Below are 20,330 nucleotides of genomic sequence, written 5' to 3' on the forward strand. Positions count from 1 at the left end.
AGCCCTCGACTGCGCTCTCGACGCCCCAATGAGCGGCCGATCGACGGGCTATGCACGCCCAGTGATTACTTAACCGCGACAGAAACGGATAGCGAGCCGCAAATCGCGGCGCTCGTCGACGCAAGTCGGTGGATGTGCCCGACCACTCTGCTGAGGCTCGAGTACGGGAAGGTACGACACCAACGCAGCACCCGATTTAGTGGCTGACAGTCTTAAAGTCGCACCTTTTAGTCTTTTACACGAGGTATGAACCGTGGAAGACTACCCTTGTTGAACACTCATCACTCGACGATTTTCCAAGGACTACGGAAGGCGCCTTGATGCAATATGTGCGCTGCTTCGATCAAAAAAAGACTGTAGATACCGGCTTTCCGGGTTACCGCGCGCAGTTCCTGTCGTCACTGGAAAGCGCACTGATGATCGCCAGCCACATCGAAGAGGGCGGCTGCGGACCTGGACTGCACTACCACCGCAGCGACCAGCTCTACTACCTGCTCGTGGGGACGATGAACGTCCAATTAGGGCAGCAGGTGCACCGCATCGAGGCCGGAACCTTCGTGTTCATTCCCGCCGGACTGGCCCATCGCAATTGGAACGACGGGCCCGGCAGCGAAACGCATTTCGAGATGATCATCCCCGCACCCTCCCCCATGGTGCCAATAGCGCTAATGGTCGAAACCCCGGACGACGTGCCCGTCGATGACCGCACCGATGACCCCGGCTACACCCGCCGCATCCACCCCGACCAGCTCAACCCCGCCATGCCCGGCCTGCGTCTCCTGCCGCTAACCGGCCCCGCCATGGGCTGTTCCAACGCCGTCGTCAACTACATGGAGCTCGATCCTGCCAGCGCCGGCCCCGATACCCATATCCACGAGTTCGACCAGTACTACCTCGTGCTGGAAGGGGAGCTGACCGTCGAAGTGGCCTTGCAAAAACATGTGGTGCCGCCACGCAGCCTGGTCTTGCTGCCCGCCGGGGTTCCGCACCGCCAGTACAACGACAGCAGCACCACCGAAAAACATCTCGCCGTGCTGGCCCCACCACCTCAACCCGGAAAGCCCTGGGACCACGGCGTGGACTTTCACGCCAACGGCGACGACCACATCGGCCCCCAAACAGTATTCGTATCCGCCAGTGACGCCGCGATAACTAGCCAACCGAGGACGCGGTACCGATGAGCACTACCCCGGTCGCCAACGACATCCGTCGAGTCGATCATCACGGTTCTCTAATGAGCTGCCTGGATGCGGTCGCGAAGGCTCACCGACGTTGATCAGCCAAACCAGCGGCGAAAGTTGGTGTCAGACCGCCGTTCAGGTCGCTGACGAACTGGGAATCGATCGTCCGTTGCGGCGGGGGCCGAGGCAGTTGACCCGCCAGACCAGTGAACAAAGTAGGAGTCTTCTTGTCTAGGCCCTTCGCCGGACGCACCGCTGTCATATCGGGCGGCAGTCGGGGCATCGGCCTCGAAATCGCCGCTGCACTCGGCGCTCGCGGCGCCAACGTCGTGCTGCTCGCGAAGACTGCCGCGCCAAACCCGAAACTACCAGGGACGATTCAGACCGCTGTCGCAAAGGTCGAACGCAGCGGCGGCGCGGCCGTCGCCGTCTGCGGAGATGTACGCAACGCGGACGACGTGCAGCACGCAGTGGAAATGGCGGTTGAGCGTTTTGGCGGAGTCGACATCTGCATAAACAATGCGAGCGTGCTGAACCTTGACGCCACAACGGATCTACCACTGAAGAAGTTCGACCTGATGATGGACGTCAACATCCGTGGCACATTTGCGCTGACCCAAGCGTGCTTGCCTCACCTCACGCGTTCTTCATCGGCGCACATCTTGACCCTATCTCCGCCGATCAATTTGACGCCGAAATGGCTTGGGGCACATCCCGCCTATACGTTGAGCAAGTACGGCATGAGCACCCTTGCGCTGGGCTTCGCCGAAGAGCTTCGGCCGTTCGGGATCTCCAGCAATTGCTTGTGGCCGGAAACTACTATTGCCACCGCTGCCGTCAACAACGTGCTCGGCGGCGCCGAGACCATGCGACGTTCGCGGCAGCCGACGATCATGGCTGACGCCGCATGCGTCATCCTGCAAACACCCCCCTCGCAGCTGACCGGACAGTGCCTGATCGATGCCGACGTTCTCGCAAATGCCGGTATCGCCGACCTGAGCCCGTACGGCGGGCAACCACCACTGCAGCTCGACATTTTCGTCGATCCGCGCTGATTGAATGAGGTGATGAGTAATCATGCGTCTAGCCACATACCTGAACGGAAACCAAGAGGTTCCCGCAGTCGTCGTGGGCACACGTCTGTGCCCACTCAAGGATGCTGTGGACCATCACGACCTCTCTGCCGAGATTGACGCGGCGTCTGTTCGTCGGTTGCTAACGACCGCAAGTGAAGCCGACTGGAGCACGATCACCGCCAGCGCACGGCAACTCGTGGTTGCCGATCCGTCGGTTTACCCAAGCGTCAACGATGTGGCGTTACTACCGCCCGTACCGGATCCACAGAAGATCCTGTGTCTCGGGCTGAACTCGAAAGACCATTGCGAGGAAGTCGGCGTGCCGGAACCCGCCATACCGTGGTTCTTTCCGAAGTGGCCCACATCGCTTGCAGGGCACCGGGCCACCGTTCATCCTGCTCCTGCCGTGACCCAGCTTGACTGGGAGGGCGAAATCGCCGTAGTCATCGGTAGTATCGCGAAGTGCGTTCCCGCCGAACGTGCCTTGGAGCACGTCGCCGGGATAACCATTCTCAACGACCTGAGCGCACGCAATCTCATCCGCGGGATCGAAACGATCGCGGTCACCAAGGCTGGGGACAGCCAGGCCCCGTGCGGGCCGGCCCTGGTGACTCTCGATGAGGTTGGTGACCTTGCCGACCTTCGTTATCGCACGCTGGTCAACGGAATCGTCAAGCAGGACGGAGGCACCACTGACTACATCTTCGGCATCGAGGAAGCCATTGCGTCGATCTCCCGTGTGATCACCCTGGTGCCCGGAGACATCATCTCAATGGGCACTCTTCCGGGGGTGGGGCTTTGCCGCTCGCCACAAGAGTTCCTCAATGAAGGTGATCTCGTCGAAGTTGACGCCGATGGTGTGGGAACGCTGGAAACGACAATCGGTTCGCCAAGCGCGGTGCCACAACTCGGTCCGCGGGCAGGCGAGTCTGATCCGAAAGTCAAGGCTGGGTCGACTGCGGGCTGAACTCATGCAGCGCTTTAGAGACAACGGAGGCGGAAACCCGCAGAGTTATCTCGGGTATCACCCTCGCCATCAACACTTCCCGCTTCGTCGCGGCGCCGTGGACTTCACCGATGAGGCTGGCATAAAGGAGATGCTTGAGTTTGCCGGCGATGCCGAACTACCTCCGGTGGACACCGGCGCTGCACAGCAGTTTGTCGGCGTCACCGCTGATGGGCTGCCACGTGTAGGCCTCGATACTGGCGGCGATGGATTCGATTCGAGGCGCGCGCTCCACGCGGCAAGGGCTTATCTGCAAACGCTGGACAAGAGTCAACGTCGCTCGGCGACACTGCCTTTAGACGCACCCGAAATACGCATGTGGTCCAACGCTTTCTTGACTTTCCCGGAGCATGGGCTGCTGTTGGAGGAGCTCTCCGATGAGCAGCGTTTCAGTGCGCTCGGTGTCATCGAGGCAACCGTGAGCCCGCTGGGGTTCGCGCAGCTACGCGATGCCATGCGGCTCAACGCGCAGCTCGGCAGCTACGTCCAGGGCTACGAAGACACACTCACCGAATGGTGTTATTGGTTCAGCATTTTAGGAAACCCTGAGGCGGACGAGCCCTGGGGTTGGCAACTGGCCGGTCACCACATAGACCTGCACGCGGTCATCGTCGACCAGCATCTGGTAGTCACCCCAGCGTTTCTCGGCTGCGAGTTCGAGGCGCACACCGTCTTCCACGATCACCGACGCGCCGCCCTGGCACTCATGGACGGTTTAAGGACGTATCGCCAGAGCAAGGCTCTGCTTCATGGATCAATGCTGAGCGCCGAACTACCCCCGGCGCTAGCCGGAAGAGTCGACGGCCGTCACCGCGCCGGCGCGGGACGCGACAATCTCGTTCTTCCCTATGAGGGTGTCCGCGGTGACGAGATGACCGCAGGAGAACGCGAACTACTACGGGAATTGCTCAAGGTTTACCTGAATAACCTTCCGACCGGGGGTCCACGCGAGTCACGGACCCGAGTCGTCGAAAAGTACCTCGACGAGACACATTTGGCATGGATCGGCCAGTGGGATGAGACATCGCCCTTCTACTACCGCGTCCACAGCCCTGTAGTGCTCATCGAATACGACAACCACGCAGGGATATTCCTCGACAACGACGAGCCCGAGCCGTTCCATGTGCACACGATCGTGCGGACGCCGAACGGCGGCGACTATGCCAAAAACCTGTTGCGTCACCACTACCACCGCCACCACGGAGAGCAATGATCACCACATCCGATGACGCTGCACCCTGGCTTTCGTCGTACGGGGATGGAATGCCGTTCAGTATCCAACCCCCGCATGACACCATGCTGGACGTTTTCAACGCGGCCATCGCCGCGGCTTCAGACCAGCCGGCGATCCGCTATTTTGACGGTCTGCTGACTTTTGCAGATCTCGACGAGGCCGCGGATGCCCTGGCGGCGGCGCTCATGGCGCGTGGCTACGGGTCCGGGGATCGGTTAGCGCTGTACGTGCAAAACAATCCGTCCTTCATCATCGGCTTGATTGCTGCGTGGAAGATCGGCGGCATCGCCGTTGCGGTAAATCCGATGAACAAGCAACGCGAATTGACTCATGCGCTGATTGACAGCGATGCGATGGCCCTCATCTGCCTTGACAGCCTGTTCTACTCGGTGGTCCAGGATGTCATCGACAGCGGTGCTGTGCCTCAGTTGCACACGGTGATCACCACTTCCGCGAACGACTTTCAGACGCGGAATGATCCACGCGTCCTCGAGCCAATCGAGATTCGACCGGACCATAACCCTCTCTGGCTCAACGCTTTGCTCACGAAATACCGCGGTCGTCACCCCTCCGGCGTGCTGCCCAAACCGGATGACGCCGCGGTACTCACATACACCTCCGGCACAACAGGAATACCGAAGGCGGCGATAAATACGCACCGCTCAATGTCTTTCAACTCCTACACCTATCGCAGGTGGGTAGGACTGTCGTCGCTGGACGCCATCCTGGCCATCGCACCACTTTTCCACATCACCGGACTCGTAGGGCATGTCGGCGCGGCACTCGCTTCCCCGTGCCCGCTGGTGCTCACGCACCGCTTCGATCCGACGGTTGTTCTCGACGCGATCAGAGAGCATCGCCCGACCTTCACTGTGGCCGCGATCACCGCACTCACCGCCCTGCTTGCGCATTCGGCGGATCCCGCGCAGGACTTTGATCCGCTGCGCGCAATTTACTCAGGAGGGGCGCCCGTATCCCCCACACTTGCAGACGACTTCCAGCGCCGTACTGGACGCCAGATTCACAACATCTACGGCCTTACGGAGACGACATCTCCCTCACATGCAACGCCGCTAGGGGCTATCGCACCAATCGATCCCCGTACCGGCGCGCTGTCCGTCGGACTGCCGGTTTTTAACACGGCGGTGCGCGTGCTCGACCAGGACGATGAAGAGCTCCCCGCGGGGCATTTGGGAGAGATTGCGATCAAAGGCCCCCAAGTAATCCCGGGCTACTGGAACCGGCCAGAAGACTCGGCGCAAACCATCGTCGACGGCGAGCTCAGGACCGGTGATATCGGCTACATGGACGACCAAGGATGGTTCTACATCGTCGACCGCAAGAAAGACATGATTAACGCGTCCGGATACAAGGTCTGGCCCCGGGAAGTCGAAGACGTCCTCTACACCCACGCCGCCATCCGTGAAGCCGCCGTAGTGGGGATGCCGGATCCGTATCGCGGCGAAACCGTCAAGGCGTTCGTCTCACTAAAACAGGGTGCCTGCTGCTCACCGAGTGAGCTCATCGAGTTCTGCAAGAAGAACATGGCAGCCTATAAATACCCCCGTGAGCTAGAGATCGTCGACCAGCTGCCGAAAACTAGTACTGGCAAGATACTTCGCCGGACCCTGCGCGAGTCCGCGCAGAACCGCTGACGAATGCGCATCGTCGATTTCGAAGCGGGACGATGATGTGCATGTGGCGGCACGCCGCGCTGGTGCGGTCAGGACACCGATCGTCGCGTGTGCGGCCACGGAAACGTCCGACGGATATGCGAGGGCAGCAACGTGATGTACGACGACTCGGTACTGCACCACGCGCCGAGACACCGTCCCATCGACGATGACTTCAACGTCACGGCGGTGACTTACGCGGCGATGGCACTGTTCGACCACCTCGATTACGACCAGCGATCCCACATCGTCGTCCCGTTAGAGGACCCGGTCGGCACAAATTGGAACTTTCTGGCGGAATCGGGTCGCCATGGTGTGCCGGTGCGCGATATGACCGGTATACAGCGCTACCTCACCCATCGATTGGTCGCGCAGTGCACCTCGGTCGAGCGCTACGCCAAAGTCTCGTTCAGGTGAGGTCGCTCGAATGTGTCCTGCGAGAGCTGAACGCGCCGGTGTTCGGACACATGGCACCCCTTTTTTCACGATCCCGAGGGTTACTTTTTGACCTTCTTCAATCAGCCTCAGCCCGATGCTAGTTGGGCTGACTCTTTGTCGGACAACACCTTTCGTTGAACTTCACTGTCGCCGGGCAAGATCGGATGGCGCCAACCCCGTTTCTGCTTGGTTCTGAGCCTGCCCGCGTCGGTCCGTATCGAGTCCTCGCTGAAGAAGGAGACAGCGCCTTCGCGCTGCTGGAGTCTGGATAGTGAACAAAGGCGCATAGCGACGATCAACCCCGTGCCGCCACAGGATTTCGTGACGCGCTGCGTCCCGGCTATAGGCAAGGAGGAATGGCCGGACGTGCACGGCGTCGGCCGTCGCGACGCCATGATCACCGATGCCGACCGGTACGCACTGCGCTACATAAGGGCCGCTCGCGCGGCTTGGCAAGGGGCGCCATGGATACCGGACAAGCCTCGGCTTTCGATGAGTTACTCAAGGCGTTCCTGACCAACCTCAAGCCTGACCAGGTCGTGCGCGAGATGGACCGGATCCGCGAGAAAGGACAAGACCAGCTGCACTTCGTGTGGGCGGGTGCACACTCATTGGAGGCTCCGCACTACTTCCGCATCGAAGCCCGGTCACGCTGGTCGAATTCGACAATACTGAAGACCACGCGAATCACGCCCACGCCGTCTGGCGCGATCCTACAAAGGATTTCGGCCGTGACATCCTTCTTCAGCACCTCTTGGCACAGCACAGTGGCCAACAAAAACCATGACCTAGCTCATCGTCCGCACGACTTCCACTTCGATGAGCGTGGGTTTGTGGCTCGTCAGAGCCGAACTAAACTCGGCCGCAAAGTCTTTGATCGTGTTCGCTGACACGGCATCTAGACCGTAACCCCGGGCGATCTCGGGGAAGTTGATGCCGGGAATGTCGAGTCCCGGGGCCTCTCCCGCTTTCAAGACGCCAGCGAACCAACGCAATGCACCATAGGTCCCGTTCTTGAGAATGATTGTGATGACCGGGATTTCGTAGTGGGCGGCTGTCCACAGTGCCGTAATGCCGTAGTTGGCGGACCCGTCGCCGATAAGGGCCACCACCTGACGGCCGGGGTGAGCCAGCTGGACGCCCACTGCGGCGGGCAAACCGAATCCCAGGCCGCCTGATGCCGCGAAGAAGTAGCTGCCGGGCACGCTGATGTCAGCTTGCGCCCAGAACTCCGCAGTGGTCGAGGTCGCCTCGTTGACCCAGATGGCATCCGTTGGGGCCAGGCCGCGCAGTTCGGCGAACAGCTCTTCGGGATGGACCGCGTCGTCACTAGACACCGGGGGAAGACGATAGCCAGCCAGCGGGCTAAGAGTCGAGCGCTGACCGGGGCGCACCGTTTGGGCAAGGCGGCTAAGGGTATTGCGCACATCTGCTACGTAGGCTTCTCCCATCGGCGCGCGCGCTGCTTCGCTCGGATCGCTGGTGATGTGGATCAACCGGACACCGGCAGACAGGTACTGCCCCGGCTCGTACTGGTGGTAGCGAAATACGGGTGCGCCGATCACCAGGATGATGTCATGGCCCTCGAGCGCTGCGGTCACGCCACGTACAGACGCCGGCAACGGACCACGAAAGCTCCGGTGCCGGGTGGGAAAGGGCAACCGGGGCGCCGACGGCGACAGCCACACGGGTGCTTCCAATACATCGGCCAGCCGCACTGCGTCGTCGTTCGCGGCCTCCGCATCGACCTCCGCGCCCAGGACGAGAACGGGGTTACGGGCTTCGTCGAGCGCTGCGGCGACGCTGGCAAGTGCCTCCGCACCGAGACAGCCGCCTGAGACGACCCGTCGTTTGAGCAGATGCCCCGTTTCCGGCGGTGCCTCGTGGGCCCAATCGTCGTACGGAACAGAAAGAAACACTGGACCTTTGGCCGGTAGCGTGGCCATGTGGATTGCCTGGGCGAGAGCGCGGGGTACATCTTCGGCGCATGTCGGCTGACAACTCCACTTCGCCATCGGCCTGGCGAGAGTCTCCGGCTCGGAAATGGCCAGGAACGTCTCCTGTCCAATCGTGCTTCGGACTTGCTGGCCGGCCATGACTACCAATGGGCTGTGTGAGTACACCGAATTGGTCAGGACGCCGAGGGCGTTACCAGTTCCCGCAGCGGCGTGTAGGTTGACCAATGCTGGCGCGCGTCGGGCTTGCGCATAGCCATCGGCCATAGCCAAAACCGCGCCCTCATGGAGCCCGAGGATGTAGCGGAAGTCGTCGGGCATGCCAGCCAGAAAAGGCAACTCGTTCGAACCCGGGTTACCGAAGATAGTCGTCATATGGTGACGGCGCAGCAAATCGAAGGTCACGTCGCGCACAGTGGGCATTGGGTTAGAAAATCCTCGGGCTACGAAGGGTTATGGTGCTCAAGCAAAAGACGCGGCATGCTCAGGCCGGCGGGAGTCGGCGTGACATCTGCAGGAGTGCCAGTCGCCAGTTCCCCTCGCTACGGATCCAGACACGGCTCGCTGCTGCCTGCATGACAAATGGTGGGGCGCCTGCAGTTAACTCGAACTCCCATTCTTGGATGCAAGCCACGGTCGCCGCATCACCGAACTCGTGGATGGTAGGGGCGTGAGACCTGACGCGACCGGGCCTGGGCCTGGCATTTGCCTGCGCGACGAACTGTTCAGCGTTGTCGATGGCGCCAACGGGACCGTGCACCGCGACGAACTGTGGATGCAATAGGTCGAGCATTTCCTGTCCAGTCGCCGCTGTGAACGCCTGTGCCCACGCTTCCTCGGCCTGCTCAACCGTTGCGAAAGTGCCAGTGGTCAATGTTGTTTCTCCTCTCCGACAACTGAAGTACGGCCCGGACCCCGCCAGTGCAGGCGCGACGCCGGTCCCGCGACTACCACCGCTACGGATCGCACCCTTGTCGCAGGGTATTCATGTGGGTTGATCCACGAGGACGCACGGATAAGGTCATATCTTATCTGATGAACGTTCATCGCACGATATTCCGTTCACTCAATCACGGCAATCGGCCGCGGCCGAGTGCTTTCAATACCCAATCGGCAAGCCGGCGTAGTTTTCCGCCAGGTCCGCCGACCCCGAACGACTGGTTGCAACCCAAGCCAATTGGGACACCTGCAATCGGGCGTCGAACGAATTCATTCCCCCGGCCGTGTCGCCGACGTGCAGCATGGTGGTCATCCACCACGAAAAGTGCGTGCACCGCCAGACTCGGCGCAACGCCGTTTCGCTGTAAGCGTCGGCCAGCGAAGAGTCGTCCTTGCGCAGCAGTGCGGTGAGCGCAGGAGCCAACAGCGCGACGTCGGCCACCGCGAGGTTGAGGCCTTTTGCGCCAGCAGGTGGCACCGTGTGAGCGGCATCGCCCGCCAAGAACAGCCGGCCGTATCGCATCGGGCTTTGCACGCGGCTGCGCATGGGCAGGACGCTTTTGTTGGTGATCGGTCCCGGAGTGAGCTCCCACCCGTCGTGTCCGTGACCCAGCCTGACCCTGAGCGCATCCCAGATCCGTTCATCGGACCATGACGTCAAATCGGCGTCGTTGGGCACCTGTAAATACAACCGACTCACATGCCTGGACCGCATGGAGTGCAGTGCGAAGCCATCGGGGTGCCAGGCATAGATCAGATCGTCGGTTGACGGCACTACGTCGGCGAGAATGCCGAGCCAGGAATAGGGATAGTCATGCGCCCACGTTTGGCGGACCTTGTCCGGTATGGCCGCGCGGCTCGGCCCGTGTGACCCGTCGCAGCCGGCAATGACCGCGGCATCGACGCGGACCAGCTTGCCCTGCGCATCGGCGAACGTGACATACGGTGCGTCGCTCTCGACATCGTGGAGAACCGTGTCGGTGACACCGTAGAACGCCGGCTGGCCGTCGGCCTCTCGCGCGGCGACCAGGTCCTTCGTCACTTCAGTCTGCCCATAAACCCATACACTTCGTCCGACCAAATCGACGAAGTCGAGATGATGGCGTTCGCCAGGCCATTGAAGGTAAATTCCCCTGTGCTCCAGTCCTTCTCGACGTAGTCGGTCGCCCAGGCCGACTTCATCGAGGAGGTTCACCGTCGACTGTTCAAGGATGCCCGCGCGAATTCGCGACAGCACGTATTCCTGCGAACGGGTTTCGACAATCACCGACTCGACGCCTTCGGCGCTGAGTAGATGTGACAACAAGAGCCCGGCAGGACCGGCGCCGACAATCACCACTTGCGTGCGCATGCGGGGTAAGGAATCGGTTGTCATAGACATGATTTCGTAGTCTTCACGACGTCTGGTCGCCCTCCAGATCGGTGAATACTTCCTGCGCGATCCGAAACGCGGTGTTGGCATCGGGCACTCCGCAGTAAACGGCGTTTTGGAGCAGAATTTCCTTGATCTCATCACCTGATAAGCCGTTGCGCAGCGCCGCATGGAGATGCATGGCCAGTTCGGCGTGGTGCCCACGGGCGATCAGAGCCGTCAGCGTGATAATCGATCGGGAGCGCAGATCCAGCCCCGGTCGGGTCCAGATGGTTCCCCACGCGTATTCGGTAATCAATTGCTGAAAGTCCGCCGTCAGATGACTGATCGTGGCGTTGGCTCGATCGACATGCTCATCGCCGAGCACGGCACGACGCACCCTCATCCCGCGTTCAAAGCGACTGTCCCCATTGGTCATCGAGGAGCCCTCTCAAGTAAAGATGTGACCAGCTGAGCAATCCGTCTAGGCCTTTCCGCCGGGGGCAGGTGTGCGGCACACGGCAGCTCGATAAAGGTGCCATCACGGACACGCGTTCCCAGTTCGAGCAACGATTTCGGCGGCGTGGCGACGTCACATGAGCCTGCGATCGCCAGAACCGGGACCTTGATGCGTGCCAGTCGGTCGCGTACGTCGAATTCCGCGAGCGCCTCACAACACATCGCGTAACTTTCAGCGTCAGCATTCCGCAGTGATTCGAGCAAAGCAGTCACTCTCTGGGGTTCGCGTTCGTCGAATCCCGGTGCGAACCAACGCTGTCGCGCCATTTGCAGCATCGCGGCCGTACCTTCGGAACGGACGCGTTGCGCGCGCGCTCGCCAATCAGCAGCTGCGCCAATCACCGCACCCGTGCAGATCAACGCCGCCGCCGAGACACGGCTAGGGGCGTCGAGCAATAAGTGGAGGCCCACTGCTCCGCCAATAGACACGCCGGCATAGGCGAATGTCCCGGCACCCCATTCGGACTCGATTGTTGCGGCCACCGCTTTTCCCACATCGGCGATGGTGAAGGGCGCGCGCAGTGAGACACTGGCACCGTGTCCCGGCAGATCCCATCCGACGACGCAATGGGTCTCGCCGAGCAGCTGCGCCGCTGAGGTCCACAATGCCGCAACCGAAGTACCGAGTGACGGGCCGACAACCAAAAGCGGTAAATGGTCCGCTCCAGCCAAATGAGTACACGCGATTCGAGGCACGGTCATGACTTATCCTTCAACAGGTGCTGTACCCGGTCGACCGCCTCGTCGATTACCCTATCCGCAGCACCTCGATACGATGCCGACGGCGGCATGCCCACCATCTCGGCAATACTGTGCTGTTCTGCGAGCACTCCATCATCGGCAAGATGCTCCGCCATCCGCGTGGGGTCGACCTGAATGTCGCGGAGGAGCTCCGTGCATTGCGAGCCCGCGACGAGGGTGCGCCGCGCCAACGTTCTGAGCGTGTCCCATTCGGCATGCCAGGCACCATCGGGTCGCTCGTCATTGGCAAGAGCAGCCGACGTATGCAGCGTTGCCGCCAGGGCTGGGGAGGCGATCGCGGCACGTCGAATCAATATGGACAGCACTGGATTTTGCTTTTGTGGCATGGTTGACGATCTGCCGCGGCCAGCAGACATCAATTCGCTGACCTCCCCGATTTCAGGCCGGGACAGGGTAACCAGGTCAGCTGCGATGCGGCCCCAAGCGTCAGTGCAGCCGGCGAAGGCATCGGCAGCTTCCGTCACCACAGATCGCGAGGTATGCCATGGCGAGCTGAACGAAAGACCCAATGCGTCGGCAACATCATGGACCAGGTCAAGAGCGATCGCTGCGGCGTCGCCGGGTATTGCCCGCAACGTCGCCAGCTCGGCCGTGGCTGCGAGGGTTCCGGCCGCTCCTCCGATCTGCACTGGCGTGGAGGCTGTATTCAGCCTGCGGTAGGCATCAAGGAGCCCGCCTAGCCAAACCGACACCTTCACGCCAAAGGTGGTCGGAATCGCGTGCTGCGTAAGGGTTCGCGCAACCATGGGCGTGTTGCGATGCTTGTCAGCCAGCGTTGCCAAAACCGAAACTTGTTGCAGGAGATGACCTTGCAATTCGGTGATGACCGCGCGGACGGACATGATCAGCGAGGTATCGATGACGTCTTGACTGGTGAGTCCGCGATGAATCCAGCGGCGCGCGTGCTCCGGCGCTTGTTCGCGCAACAACCCGACCAGCTCGATCACGGGGTTGCCGCAGGCCTCGGCGCTGACGGCCAGTCGAGCACAGGCATCGGCCGAAAGCATTTCTTGGAGATCGATTTCGACCAATTGCTTGGGAGCGAGGTCGTGTGCGGCCAGCGCGTGCAACCACGCTGTTTCGACGGCGACCATGGCACGCAGTATCGCGGAATCCGTCATGAGACTTCCCGCTCGGTGCTCACCCGGCCAGAGCAGGTTTGTCATCCGTCGACGAACCTGAGAAATGTGGTCTCGTCGTCGCCCTGCAGCCGAATATCGAACCGATACCCGTCAGACTCTGCGACGCAGAAGAGGGTTCGTCGGCGCTCCTGAGTCAAATCGCACAGCAACGGATCCGTCTCGAGACCGTCCCCAGGCAGATACGCACGGGTGAATAGCCTGTCCAATAGTCCGCGGGCGAAGACAGTCAGCGCGAAGAAGGGCGGACGCCCAGGGATGACGGCACCGGGCGCTACGGTGGTAAAGGTGTAATTCCCGCTGGCATCGGTTGCGCAGCGGCCCCAGCCGGTAAACGTCCATCCGTTGCGGTGCAGGGATCCGGGCTGTGACATCACGTGTCCCGCGCTGTCGGGCTGCCACAACTCGATCAGCGCATCGGGTACCGGCCGGCCCGCGCCGTCGTAAACACCTCCGTGCAAGCGGATAGCCTCTGGCCGTCCAGGCATCGCCAGGCAGTTATCGTCGGGAAACTCCATCGCGTAGCGGAAGAACGGGCCCACCGTCTGCCCTGGGGTCAGCAGATGACTAGCCATCATCGTCGCCGTTTTCCATCCAGGTCTGTCGCCCTCCGTTCAGCACGATGTCCCACCGGTATCCCGTTGCAAACTCCGATACCGAGATGTCGTGGTCGTAGTGGGCGATCAGCCGATCGCGTGCGGCGGGGTCGCGAACCGACTGCGCGATCGGGTCCAACGCCATCAGTGGATCACCCGGGAAGTACATCTGCGTGACGAGACGCTGACTGAATAACCTTCCGAAAACGGAGAAATGGATGTGCGCGGGACGCCATGCATTGTAATGATTGCGCCACGGATAGGGTCCCGGCTTGACTGTGAGAAAGCGGAAGGTGCCGTCGGGGCCAGTCAGACACCGACCCTGCCCGGTGAAATTGGGATCCAGGGGTGCTGGGTGCTGGTCTCCTTGGTGAATGTAGCGGCCGGCGGCATTCGCCTGCCATATTTCAATCAGTTGCCCGGTGAGTGGGCGTCCGCGCCCGTCGATGACGCGGCCGGCGACGATGATCCGCTCTCCCAGGGGTGGGCCGGAGTGCCCGATGGTCAGATCAGCGTCAAGCCGCGAAACGTCCTGATCCCCAAAACACGGTGACCACCGCTCGATCCCCTCCGGGTTCACTTCGTGCAGAGCGGCTTTGGGGTGCCGCAGGATGGCGCTTCGATAGGGCGGGTAATCGATGCGGGGTTCAAACTCGGATCGGCCGCCGCCTTCCCACTCCGCTGCGATTTCGCGTATCTCGGCGGAGATTTCACCCTGAGATACCAATCCATGGTGCAGCGCCACGCTGTTCATGAAACGTGACAATAAGCGCACCACCGCCGAGGGTCCCAGGCTAGACTTCCACTCAGTAGAAGAGTTTCATCAGACGCCAGCATGTGGAGGTGATGTGTGGCGGGAAACGCCTCACAACCCGGTTCGACTGTGGCATCCCGATTGCTGGCCCTGCTCGGATCATTCGATACCGGGCATCGACAGCTCGGTCTCACCGAAATAGCCAGGCGCGCGCAAATCCCGCTGCCGACCGCGCACCGCCTAGTAAAGGAACTCGAGGTATGGGGAGCTTTGGTCCGACGACCGACCGGCGACTACGTGGTCGGACGACGGCTTTGGGACATCGGCCTTCTGGCCCCGGTGCAGACCGGTCTGCGTGAGATAGCTTCACCATTCCTGCACGATCTATATGGAGCGACGCTTGCCACAGTGCACATCGCAGTCCGCGACGGCGACAAGGCCCTTTACCTGGACCGGCTCGCCGGCCATACCTCAGTGCCGGTAGTCAGCACTATCGGAAGCCGGCTCCCGCTCCATGCGACCGCAGTGGGCAAAGTATTGCTGGCATACGCACCGCCGACCGTTCAAAAACGTATCTTGGGCCATCTGACTCGGATCACCCCGCACACCATCGCTCACCGCGGCGTCCTGTCCACTCAGCTCGAGCGCGTGCGGCGCGACGGATACGCCACCACCATCGAAGAGATGTCGCCTGGCGCTTGCTCAGTAGCCGTTCCAGTCTTTCACGGCGACGAAGTTGTTGCCGCGCTGGGATTCGTCATGCCCTCACTCAGGGGCTCCCGGACAAGGTTGGTGGCAGCGCTCGATGTGGCAGCGCAGGGTATCTCGCGAAGCCTGTCGTCACAGGACAGGTCCGAGACGTAGCGTGACGGCGTGATGGTGGATCTCACCCAGGCAAAGACGTGCTCGGCAGAGACGGCTCGTAGTTCTTCGGGGGCAAGCGAAGGCCGTAGTCGATTCAATCGCTGATGTCCAGGCGGGCCGGGAATTGATACGACGCTCGGCATGGGTGAATTCCCACGGGGGCAACGCTTGTCATCCATGGAACGATACATCGATCATTACGGCGAAAGAACAGTGTGAAGCATTCAGCGGAACGATGACGGTGCGGCCACGTATGTCAACCGGACTAGTCGGGGGTTCATACCGCGTCGGGCAGGTCAGGGCTGGACTCAGATCAGTCGCTGTGGGAGTGACGTGGCAGCCCGAACCAGTTGCACACCGTAGTCATTTCCGTTCGGAGTGCGAATCGTGGTGTGGACGTGGAATCGCTCGGGCTCCGGATTCGACAGAGCGAGACCGGCATGATGGTCGAATTCAACCATGATGACTGGGCTTTGGATGCGGTAGTAGAAGACGGCGTCATCTGCGGTGCCGCCGATCCAGCAGAACCAGGTGTCATCGAGGTGTCTGCGAACGTCGTTGATACGGGCGGCCAAAGGCCCAGGGGGCTGGTAATCGAGGAATAGCTCTACGATTCGAACAAGTCGCTCACGCTGGCCGGGGGCGAGGTCGCGGGCATTGATCCCTTCGTAAGGGATAACTCGGTTGTCCTGGAAGCAACCTCCCAGGTGTAGTTCGTCGCCGAGAGCGATCCGGCCCGGCGGCATCTTGGGATCGCGCTTGTGGTGGAACAGGATCGCCTTGTCGGCTTGGTCGCGAGTGAGCGACTGGACAAGGTCCAGCCCGGCACGGTCCTGTTCGACGAAGACGATCGTGCCGGCATGCTCGCCCTCGTCGATTTCGTTGGGTTCTGCGCCGAAGAAGACTGGTGTGAAAACCTGCTGCTTGCCGAGAAACAGAACATTCAGGCACACATGGTGGCCCCAGAAGTTCCAGCCCCAAGGCTGGTGGAGCGACGGTGTGCCAAAGATGTTGATGTTGTAGCTGCCGACATTTATTGCGTTCGGGACGCCGACGATGTGACCCAGGAAGTCGTTAATCCGCATCAGGTCAACGATTTTTCGGTATCCTTTGTCGCTGACGCTTGCTTGAATAAGCGACATGACCAGCGCCAGCGTGGTGCTGTCTAAATCTTCCAGGCGAAGACCGTACGGCAGAAGGTAAAACTCCGGGTTCATCCATGCCCGCCAGACCCTGCTATCGAGGGGATGACAGATTTTCGTCCGGTCTTCAAGGGTCAGCGCTTTGAGCAGATTCTCCGCCGCCTCGGAAGCCTTGGCGGTGGGTGCGCCCTCGTCTGCCCCCAGCTCGAACAGCCCCTCGATGATGTTGCCGTCAGAACTGATGCCATTGAACGAAGTGCTCTCAAAGAGCTCCATCCAGTACTTGATGACGTCGCCCAGGACTGGTGTCTGCCGCATCACTTCGGCGTACTCCGTTGGGGTTAGTTTGTCGAGCCCGCTCAATAGGGGATGTTGGGGATATACGAAGTCCCTGAAACGTGCCGTCATACGCGTGGCCTTTTCGAGAAGTTGGTGGTCAATTCACTAACGTGACCTGGGGTCCGACTCACAGGTAATAAGTCCTCGATACGGAAGACACTACTGGTGGGTCTGGTTCGGTCGGCCACCCAAAACGGTCCTGGCACTCTGCGAAACGCCGGGCAGTAGGCCGGCTCCGAGCGGCTAGGCCGGTCCGTACCCGCGACATGGGGAGCATCAGCGCTGAGGGCGGGCGACCGCATGAGGGGAGGCGGCGCACCGAGGCAAGAGTTCATGATCCGACGAACTGGGGCTTTCGCTTTTGCATGAACGCGCGCTGGCCCTCGCGCACGTCGGCCGATCTGGCGCACGCCATTGCCAATTCCTCGGCGGTAGCGCGGTACTCGGGCGCACCATGCGATCTGATCGCCGCCTTCGCCGCACGTACCGATAATGGTGCGTTGCCCGCGATCGTGCCGGCCAACCCGCGCGTCGCTTCCTCGAGCGCTTCCGGCGCGAAAATGGAATTGACAATGCCAGCCTGCAGGGCCTCCGCTGCGGAAAACGTGCGGCCGGTGAAGAGCAATTCAGCCGCCTGGCCTGGCCCGGCGATACGCACCAGTGCGTGGATGAGTTCGACTGGATAGCCGAGTCCCAGGCGTGCTGCCGGAATGGCGAATTGGCTTGTGGCGGCGCACAGCCGGATATCGGCATAGCTGGCGATCGCCACGCCCGCGCCAAGACAGGGGCCGAAGATCATCGCTATTACCGGCTTGGTCATGGCTGCCAATGTATTGAACAGTTTGTCGGTGATCTCATCGGCCCTGTGTTTCGCCTTTTGGCTATTCTGCTGAGCATCGAATTCGGAAATGTCCAGGCCCGAGGCAAACGCCGCGGTCCCCTCGCCCCTCAGGATGATCGCCCGCACGGCCGGATCGACGTCCAAATTGCGCAAGCTCTGTTCCAGCTGCTGCATCATGGTCGTAGACAGGGCGTTACGGCGCGCTGGATTGCTCATCGTGACCCACGAGATCGCGTTGTCGATTTCGAAGCGGACAGTTGGAGTCGTCACAGTATCTCGTTCACGTAGGTGCTGCGCAACGCACCGAGGCCCTCGATGCGAATTTCGAACACGTCTCCATCCGTGAGTAACACGGGCGGCTCGCGGACAAGTCCAACGCCAGCAGGCGTGCCGGTCAGGATGAGATCACCCGGGTCCAGTGTCATGAAAGTGCTGATATAGGAGATCAAGTCACCCACGCTATAAATCATGCTGCTGGTGCGGTCGTCCTGCATGATCTCGCCATTGAGCAGGCCGGTAATGCGAAGGTCCGGACTGATGCCGCCAAGTCCTTCCGCGGGTACCACAACCGGCCCGAGCGGAGTAAGGCCATCCCATGCTTTCCCTGCCGTGCGCTGAGATGTCAGGAACTGGTAATCGCGTACCGAGCCGTCGTTGGCGATGGTGTAACCGAAGACGACGTCCCCGGCGTCCCCTGCGCTGATTCGCCGGCTGCGCCGACCGATCACAATGACCAATTCGCTTTCGAAGTCAACCTGATTCGACTCGGGCGGCAGTTGGATTTGGGCGTAGGGGGCGGCCAAGGCGTTGTCCCACTTAGCAAACAAGTCCGGATAAGGTGGCGCTTCCTGACGGCCGGCTTCGCTGACATGCGCCATGTAATTTTGTCCCACACAGATGATTTTGCGCGGCCTGGCGAGTGGGCTGAGCAGCTCGTGCGCCTCGACGCTGATTCTCGTGCCGGGGCGGATCTGTGACGCCTCGCCGTCGGCGGCCTCTAACAGGGCGGGAAGATCGGTGAAGGCAGCGCCGTTGACGGTGGCGATATGACCGTGCTGTGCACCCGGTTGGTACATGATCACAACCGGCGCGGAGTCTAGTGAGATTCGGCTCAGTCCGGTGCCCCCGTCCCAGGCGCTGTCTGGTGCCACGCTGATTGTCACAATAGTGACCCTGCGTTGGTGTCGGTGGCCGCCAACGCGATAACCCCGGCCGCTACAAGATCCTCGATTTCCTTCGGGCCATAGCCGAGTTCGGCAAGGAGCGCGGGCGCCGATTCGCCGAGCCGCGGTGCCCTACCTCGTGCACGTGGGGCGCCATCGGCCATGACCGGCGTGTTGACTAAAAGCGTTGCGCCATGCCGTTCTTCGTCTTGAGGGAACATCCCGCGGGCTTTGAACTGCGGATCACCGACCACCGCGTCGATCGAATTAACAGGGCCACAAGGTACTCCGGCATCACGAAGCCAATCGATCCAGTGGTCTCGTGGCTCCTGCATAAAGCGTTGGTCGAGTATTTCGGCGAGCTGCTTGCGGTGACGGAAGCGCTCATACTCGGTCGCGAATCGGTCATCCGTAGAGAGGTCGAGATCGAGAACCGCGCAGAGTCGCGGCCATGATCGCTCGACCGCGCCGACTGCGATGAGCTGCCCGTCACCACAGTTGAATGCCTGATATGGCGCCGCGAGACGATGCGCCGTTCCCAACGGTTCTGGTACGACGCCCGTCGACATGTAGTCGGCAATTTCCCATAACGACCACGAGGCGATGGTGTCGGCGAGTGATACGTCGACATAACCGCCGCCCCCGCCCGACCCAGCCCGCACCAACGCCGCCAGTACACCGATCGCCGCCCACATGCCCGCGCCAAGATCGGACACCGGAAAGCCGGCTTTGGCCAGCCGCCCGTCGTCACTGCCGGTCACGCTCATCAGCCCGCCGTAGGCCTGTGCAATCAGATCGATGCCTTTAGCGTCCCGCATCGGCCCGCTTTGGCCGAAACCGGATATCGAGCAATAAACCAGATTTGGGCATTCAGGACGCAGATCTTCATAGCCCAAGCCGAGCCGGGTGAGCACGCCGACACTGAAGTTTTCCACCAATACATCGCTGCGGCGTGCCATCTCGACCAGGATTCGTTTGCCTGCACGGGATTTGAGGTCGATTGCCAGGCTCTTCTTGTCGCGGTGAACCAGGTCGAAAGCCAATGCGCCGTTCGCGGGGTCGGCCGTACGCCGGCGAAGACTGTCGCCTTCGGTGGGCTCGACCTTGATCACTTCGGCGCCCATATCCGCCAAGATCGTCGTGCAGTACGGGCCGGCAAGAGCGCCTGTGACGTCGAGAACCCGAATCCCATCGAGAAACGCCCTGGCTCTGGGCGTGTCAGTCAACTGAATCCACCCTTCAAATACTGGATCGCGGTCCGAACTACAGACCAGTGGACCGTAATACGGTCGCACTGCATAACCTAGGCGCTGCAGCGCGGCGTCGTCAAGCGTGACGGTGCTGGACCGCAGCGGACT

19 protein-coding genes and 1 pseudogene are annotated in these 20,330 nt (G+C 61.2%); 8 read left to right on the forward strand and 12 right to left on the reverse strand.

The genetic code is table 11. The features are described from left to right. The first annotated feature begins 320 nt into the window (after positions 1-320). The 7 genes and pseudogenes from A5625_RS05435 to A5625_RS30715 all read left to right on the forward strand — a co-directional run. Positions 321-1,181 (forward strand): cupin domain-containing protein, encoded by an 861-nt coding sequence (locus A5625_RS05435; protein ID WP_066989840.1) that lies wholly within the window; start codon positions 321-323, stop codon positions 1,179-1,181. Between the two features lie 227 nt (positions 1,182-1,408). Beyond that, the gene (locus A5625_RS05440) at positions 1,409-2,236 is read left to right on the forward strand and encodes an NAD(P)-dependent oxidoreductase (protein WP_066989937.1); all 828 of its coding nucleotides are present in this window, start codon (positions 1,409-1,411) and stop codon (positions 2,234-2,236) included. Between the two features lie 106 nt (positions 2,237-2,342). Continuing rightward, positions 2,343-3,224, forward strand: coding sequence for a fumarylacetoacetate hydrolase family protein (locus A5625_RS05445; protein WP_066989842.1), 882 nt, complete (start codon positions 2,343-2,345; stop codon positions 3,222-3,224). 97 nt (positions 3,225-3,321) lie between these two features. Continuing rightward, on the forward strand, positions 3,322-4,476 hold the full coding sequence (locus A5625_RS28140) for a DUF3500 domain-containing protein (protein WP_197515978.1): 1,155 nt from the start codon (positions 3,322-3,324) through the stop codon (positions 4,474-4,476). Further along, positions 4,473-6,152, forward strand: coding sequence for an AMP-binding protein (locus A5625_RS05455; protein ID WP_066989846.1), 1,680 nt, complete (start codon positions 4,473-4,475; stop codon positions 6,150-6,152). The genes A5625_RS28140 and A5625_RS05455 overlap by 4 nt, the downstream gene beginning before the upstream one ends. A gap of 135 nt (positions 6,153-6,287) precedes the next feature. Continuing rightward, positions 6,288-6,587, forward strand: coding sequence for a DUF3500 domain-containing protein (locus tag A5625_RS30435; protein WP_066989848.1), 300 nt, complete (start codon positions 6,288-6,290; stop codon positions 6,585-6,587). Between the two features lie 146 nt (positions 6,588-6,733). Then, positions 6,734-7,395: pseudogene (locus A5625_RS30715) on the forward strand (DUF3500 domain-containing protein); the annotation flags it as partial. Between the two features lies 1 nt (position 7,396). Here the strand turns inward: A5625_RS30715 and mdlC are convergent. The 8 genes from mdlC to pcaH all read right to left on the reverse strand — a co-directional run bounded on the left by mdlC (position 7,397) and on the right by pcaH (position 14,623). Further along, positions 7,397-8,968 carry a benzoylformate decarboxylase gene (gene mdlC / locus A5625_RS05465; RefSeq protein ID WP_232003452.1) on the reverse strand — a complete coding sequence of 524 codons (1,572 nt, stop codon included), beginning with the start codon at positions 8,966-8,968 and terminating at the stop codon, positions 7,397-7,399. 79 nt (positions 8,969-9,047) lie between these two features. Further along, entirely contained in the window at positions 9,048-9,356 is a 309-nt protein-coding gene (locus A5625_RS30720) for a nuclear transport factor 2 family protein (RefSeq protein ID WP_369829984.1), read from the reverse strand. A gap of 306 nt (positions 9,357-9,662) precedes the next feature. Further along, the gene (locus A5625_RS05475; RefSeq protein WP_066989855.1) at positions 9,663-10,853 is read right to left on the reverse strand and encodes a 4-hydroxybenzoate 3-monooxygenase; all 1,191 of its coding nucleotides are present in this window, start codon (positions 10,851-10,853) and stop codon (positions 9,663-9,665) included. Positions 10,854-10,896: 43 nt separating this feature from the next. Beyond that, positions 10,897-11,292: a 4-carboxymuconolactone decarboxylase gene (gene pcaC, locus A5625_RS05480; protein WP_066989858.1), complete on the reverse strand. Its 396-nt coding sequence runs from the start codon at positions 11,290-11,292 to the stop codon at positions 10,897-10,899. Next, on the reverse strand, positions 11,289-12,074 hold the full coding sequence (locus A5625_RS05485; RefSeq protein WP_066989860.1) for an alpha/beta fold hydrolase: 786 nt from the start codon (positions 12,072-12,074) through the stop codon (positions 11,289-11,291). Before A5625_RS05485 ends, pcaC begins: the two co-directional genes overlap by 4 nt. Further along, positions 12,071-13,300, reverse strand: coding sequence for a lyase family protein (locus A5625_RS05490; protein WP_066989862.1), 1,230 nt, complete (start codon positions 13,298-13,300; stop codon positions 12,071-12,073). Before A5625_RS05490 ends, A5625_RS05485 begins: the two co-directional genes overlap by 4 nt. After that, on the reverse strand, positions 13,297-13,848 hold the full coding sequence (pcaG, locus tag A5625_RS05495; protein WP_066989940.1) for a protocatechuate 3,4-dioxygenase subunit alpha: 552 nt from the start codon (positions 13,846-13,848) through the stop codon (positions 13,297-13,299). Before pcaG ends, A5625_RS05490 begins: the two co-directional genes overlap by 4 nt. After that, positions 13,841-14,623: a protocatechuate 3,4-dioxygenase subunit beta gene (gene pcaH, locus A5625_RS05500; protein WP_066989865.1), complete on the reverse strand. Its 783-nt coding sequence runs from the start codon at positions 14,621-14,623 to the stop codon at positions 13,841-13,843. The genes pcaG and pcaH overlap by 8 nt, the downstream gene beginning before the upstream one ends. Positions 14,624-14,719: 96 nt before the next feature. Here pcaH and A5625_RS05505 point away from each other — a divergent pair, with 96 nt between their 5' ends. Next, on the forward strand, positions 14,720-15,487 hold the full coding sequence (locus A5625_RS05505) for an IclR family transcriptional regulator (protein WP_066989868.1): 768 nt from the start codon (positions 14,720-14,722) through the stop codon (positions 15,485-15,487). A gap of 308 nt (positions 15,488-15,795) precedes the next feature. On the opposite strand, the gene A5625_RS05510 is transcribed toward A5625_RS05505, so the two are convergent. From A5625_RS05510 to A5625_RS05525, 4 genes are all read right to left on the reverse strand, one after another. Beyond that, positions 15,796-16,992 (reverse strand): DUF3500 domain-containing protein, encoded by a 1,197-nt coding sequence (locus tag A5625_RS05510; RefSeq protein WP_197515979.1) that lies wholly within the window; start codon positions 16,990-16,992, stop codon positions 15,796-15,798. Positions 16,993-17,299: 307 nt separating this feature from the next. Further along, positions 17,300-18,079 carry an enoyl-CoA hydratase-related protein gene (locus A5625_RS05515; RefSeq protein ID WP_066989874.1) on the reverse strand — a complete coding sequence of 260 codons (780 nt, stop codon included), beginning with the start codon at positions 18,077-18,079 and terminating at the stop codon, positions 17,300-17,302. Next, positions 18,076-18,972, reverse strand: a complete 897-nt coding sequence (locus A5625_RS05520; protein ID WP_066989877.1) for a fumarylacetoacetate hydrolase family protein — start codon at positions 18,970-18,972, stop codon at positions 18,076-18,078. The genes A5625_RS05515 and A5625_RS05520 overlap by 4 nt, the downstream gene beginning before the upstream one ends. Next, entirely contained in the window at positions 18,969-20,198 is a 1,230-nt protein-coding gene (locus A5625_RS05525; protein WP_066989942.1) for a CaiB/BaiF CoA-transferase family protein, read from the reverse strand. The genes A5625_RS05520 and A5625_RS05525 overlap by 4 nt, the downstream gene beginning before the upstream one ends. Positions 20,199-20,330: the final 132 nt, after the last annotated feature.

The organism is Mycobacterium sp. 1465703.0 (assembly GCF_001672975.1).
Lineage (GTDB): Bacteria > Actinomycetota > Actinomycetes > Mycobacteriales > Mycobacteriaceae > Mycobacterium.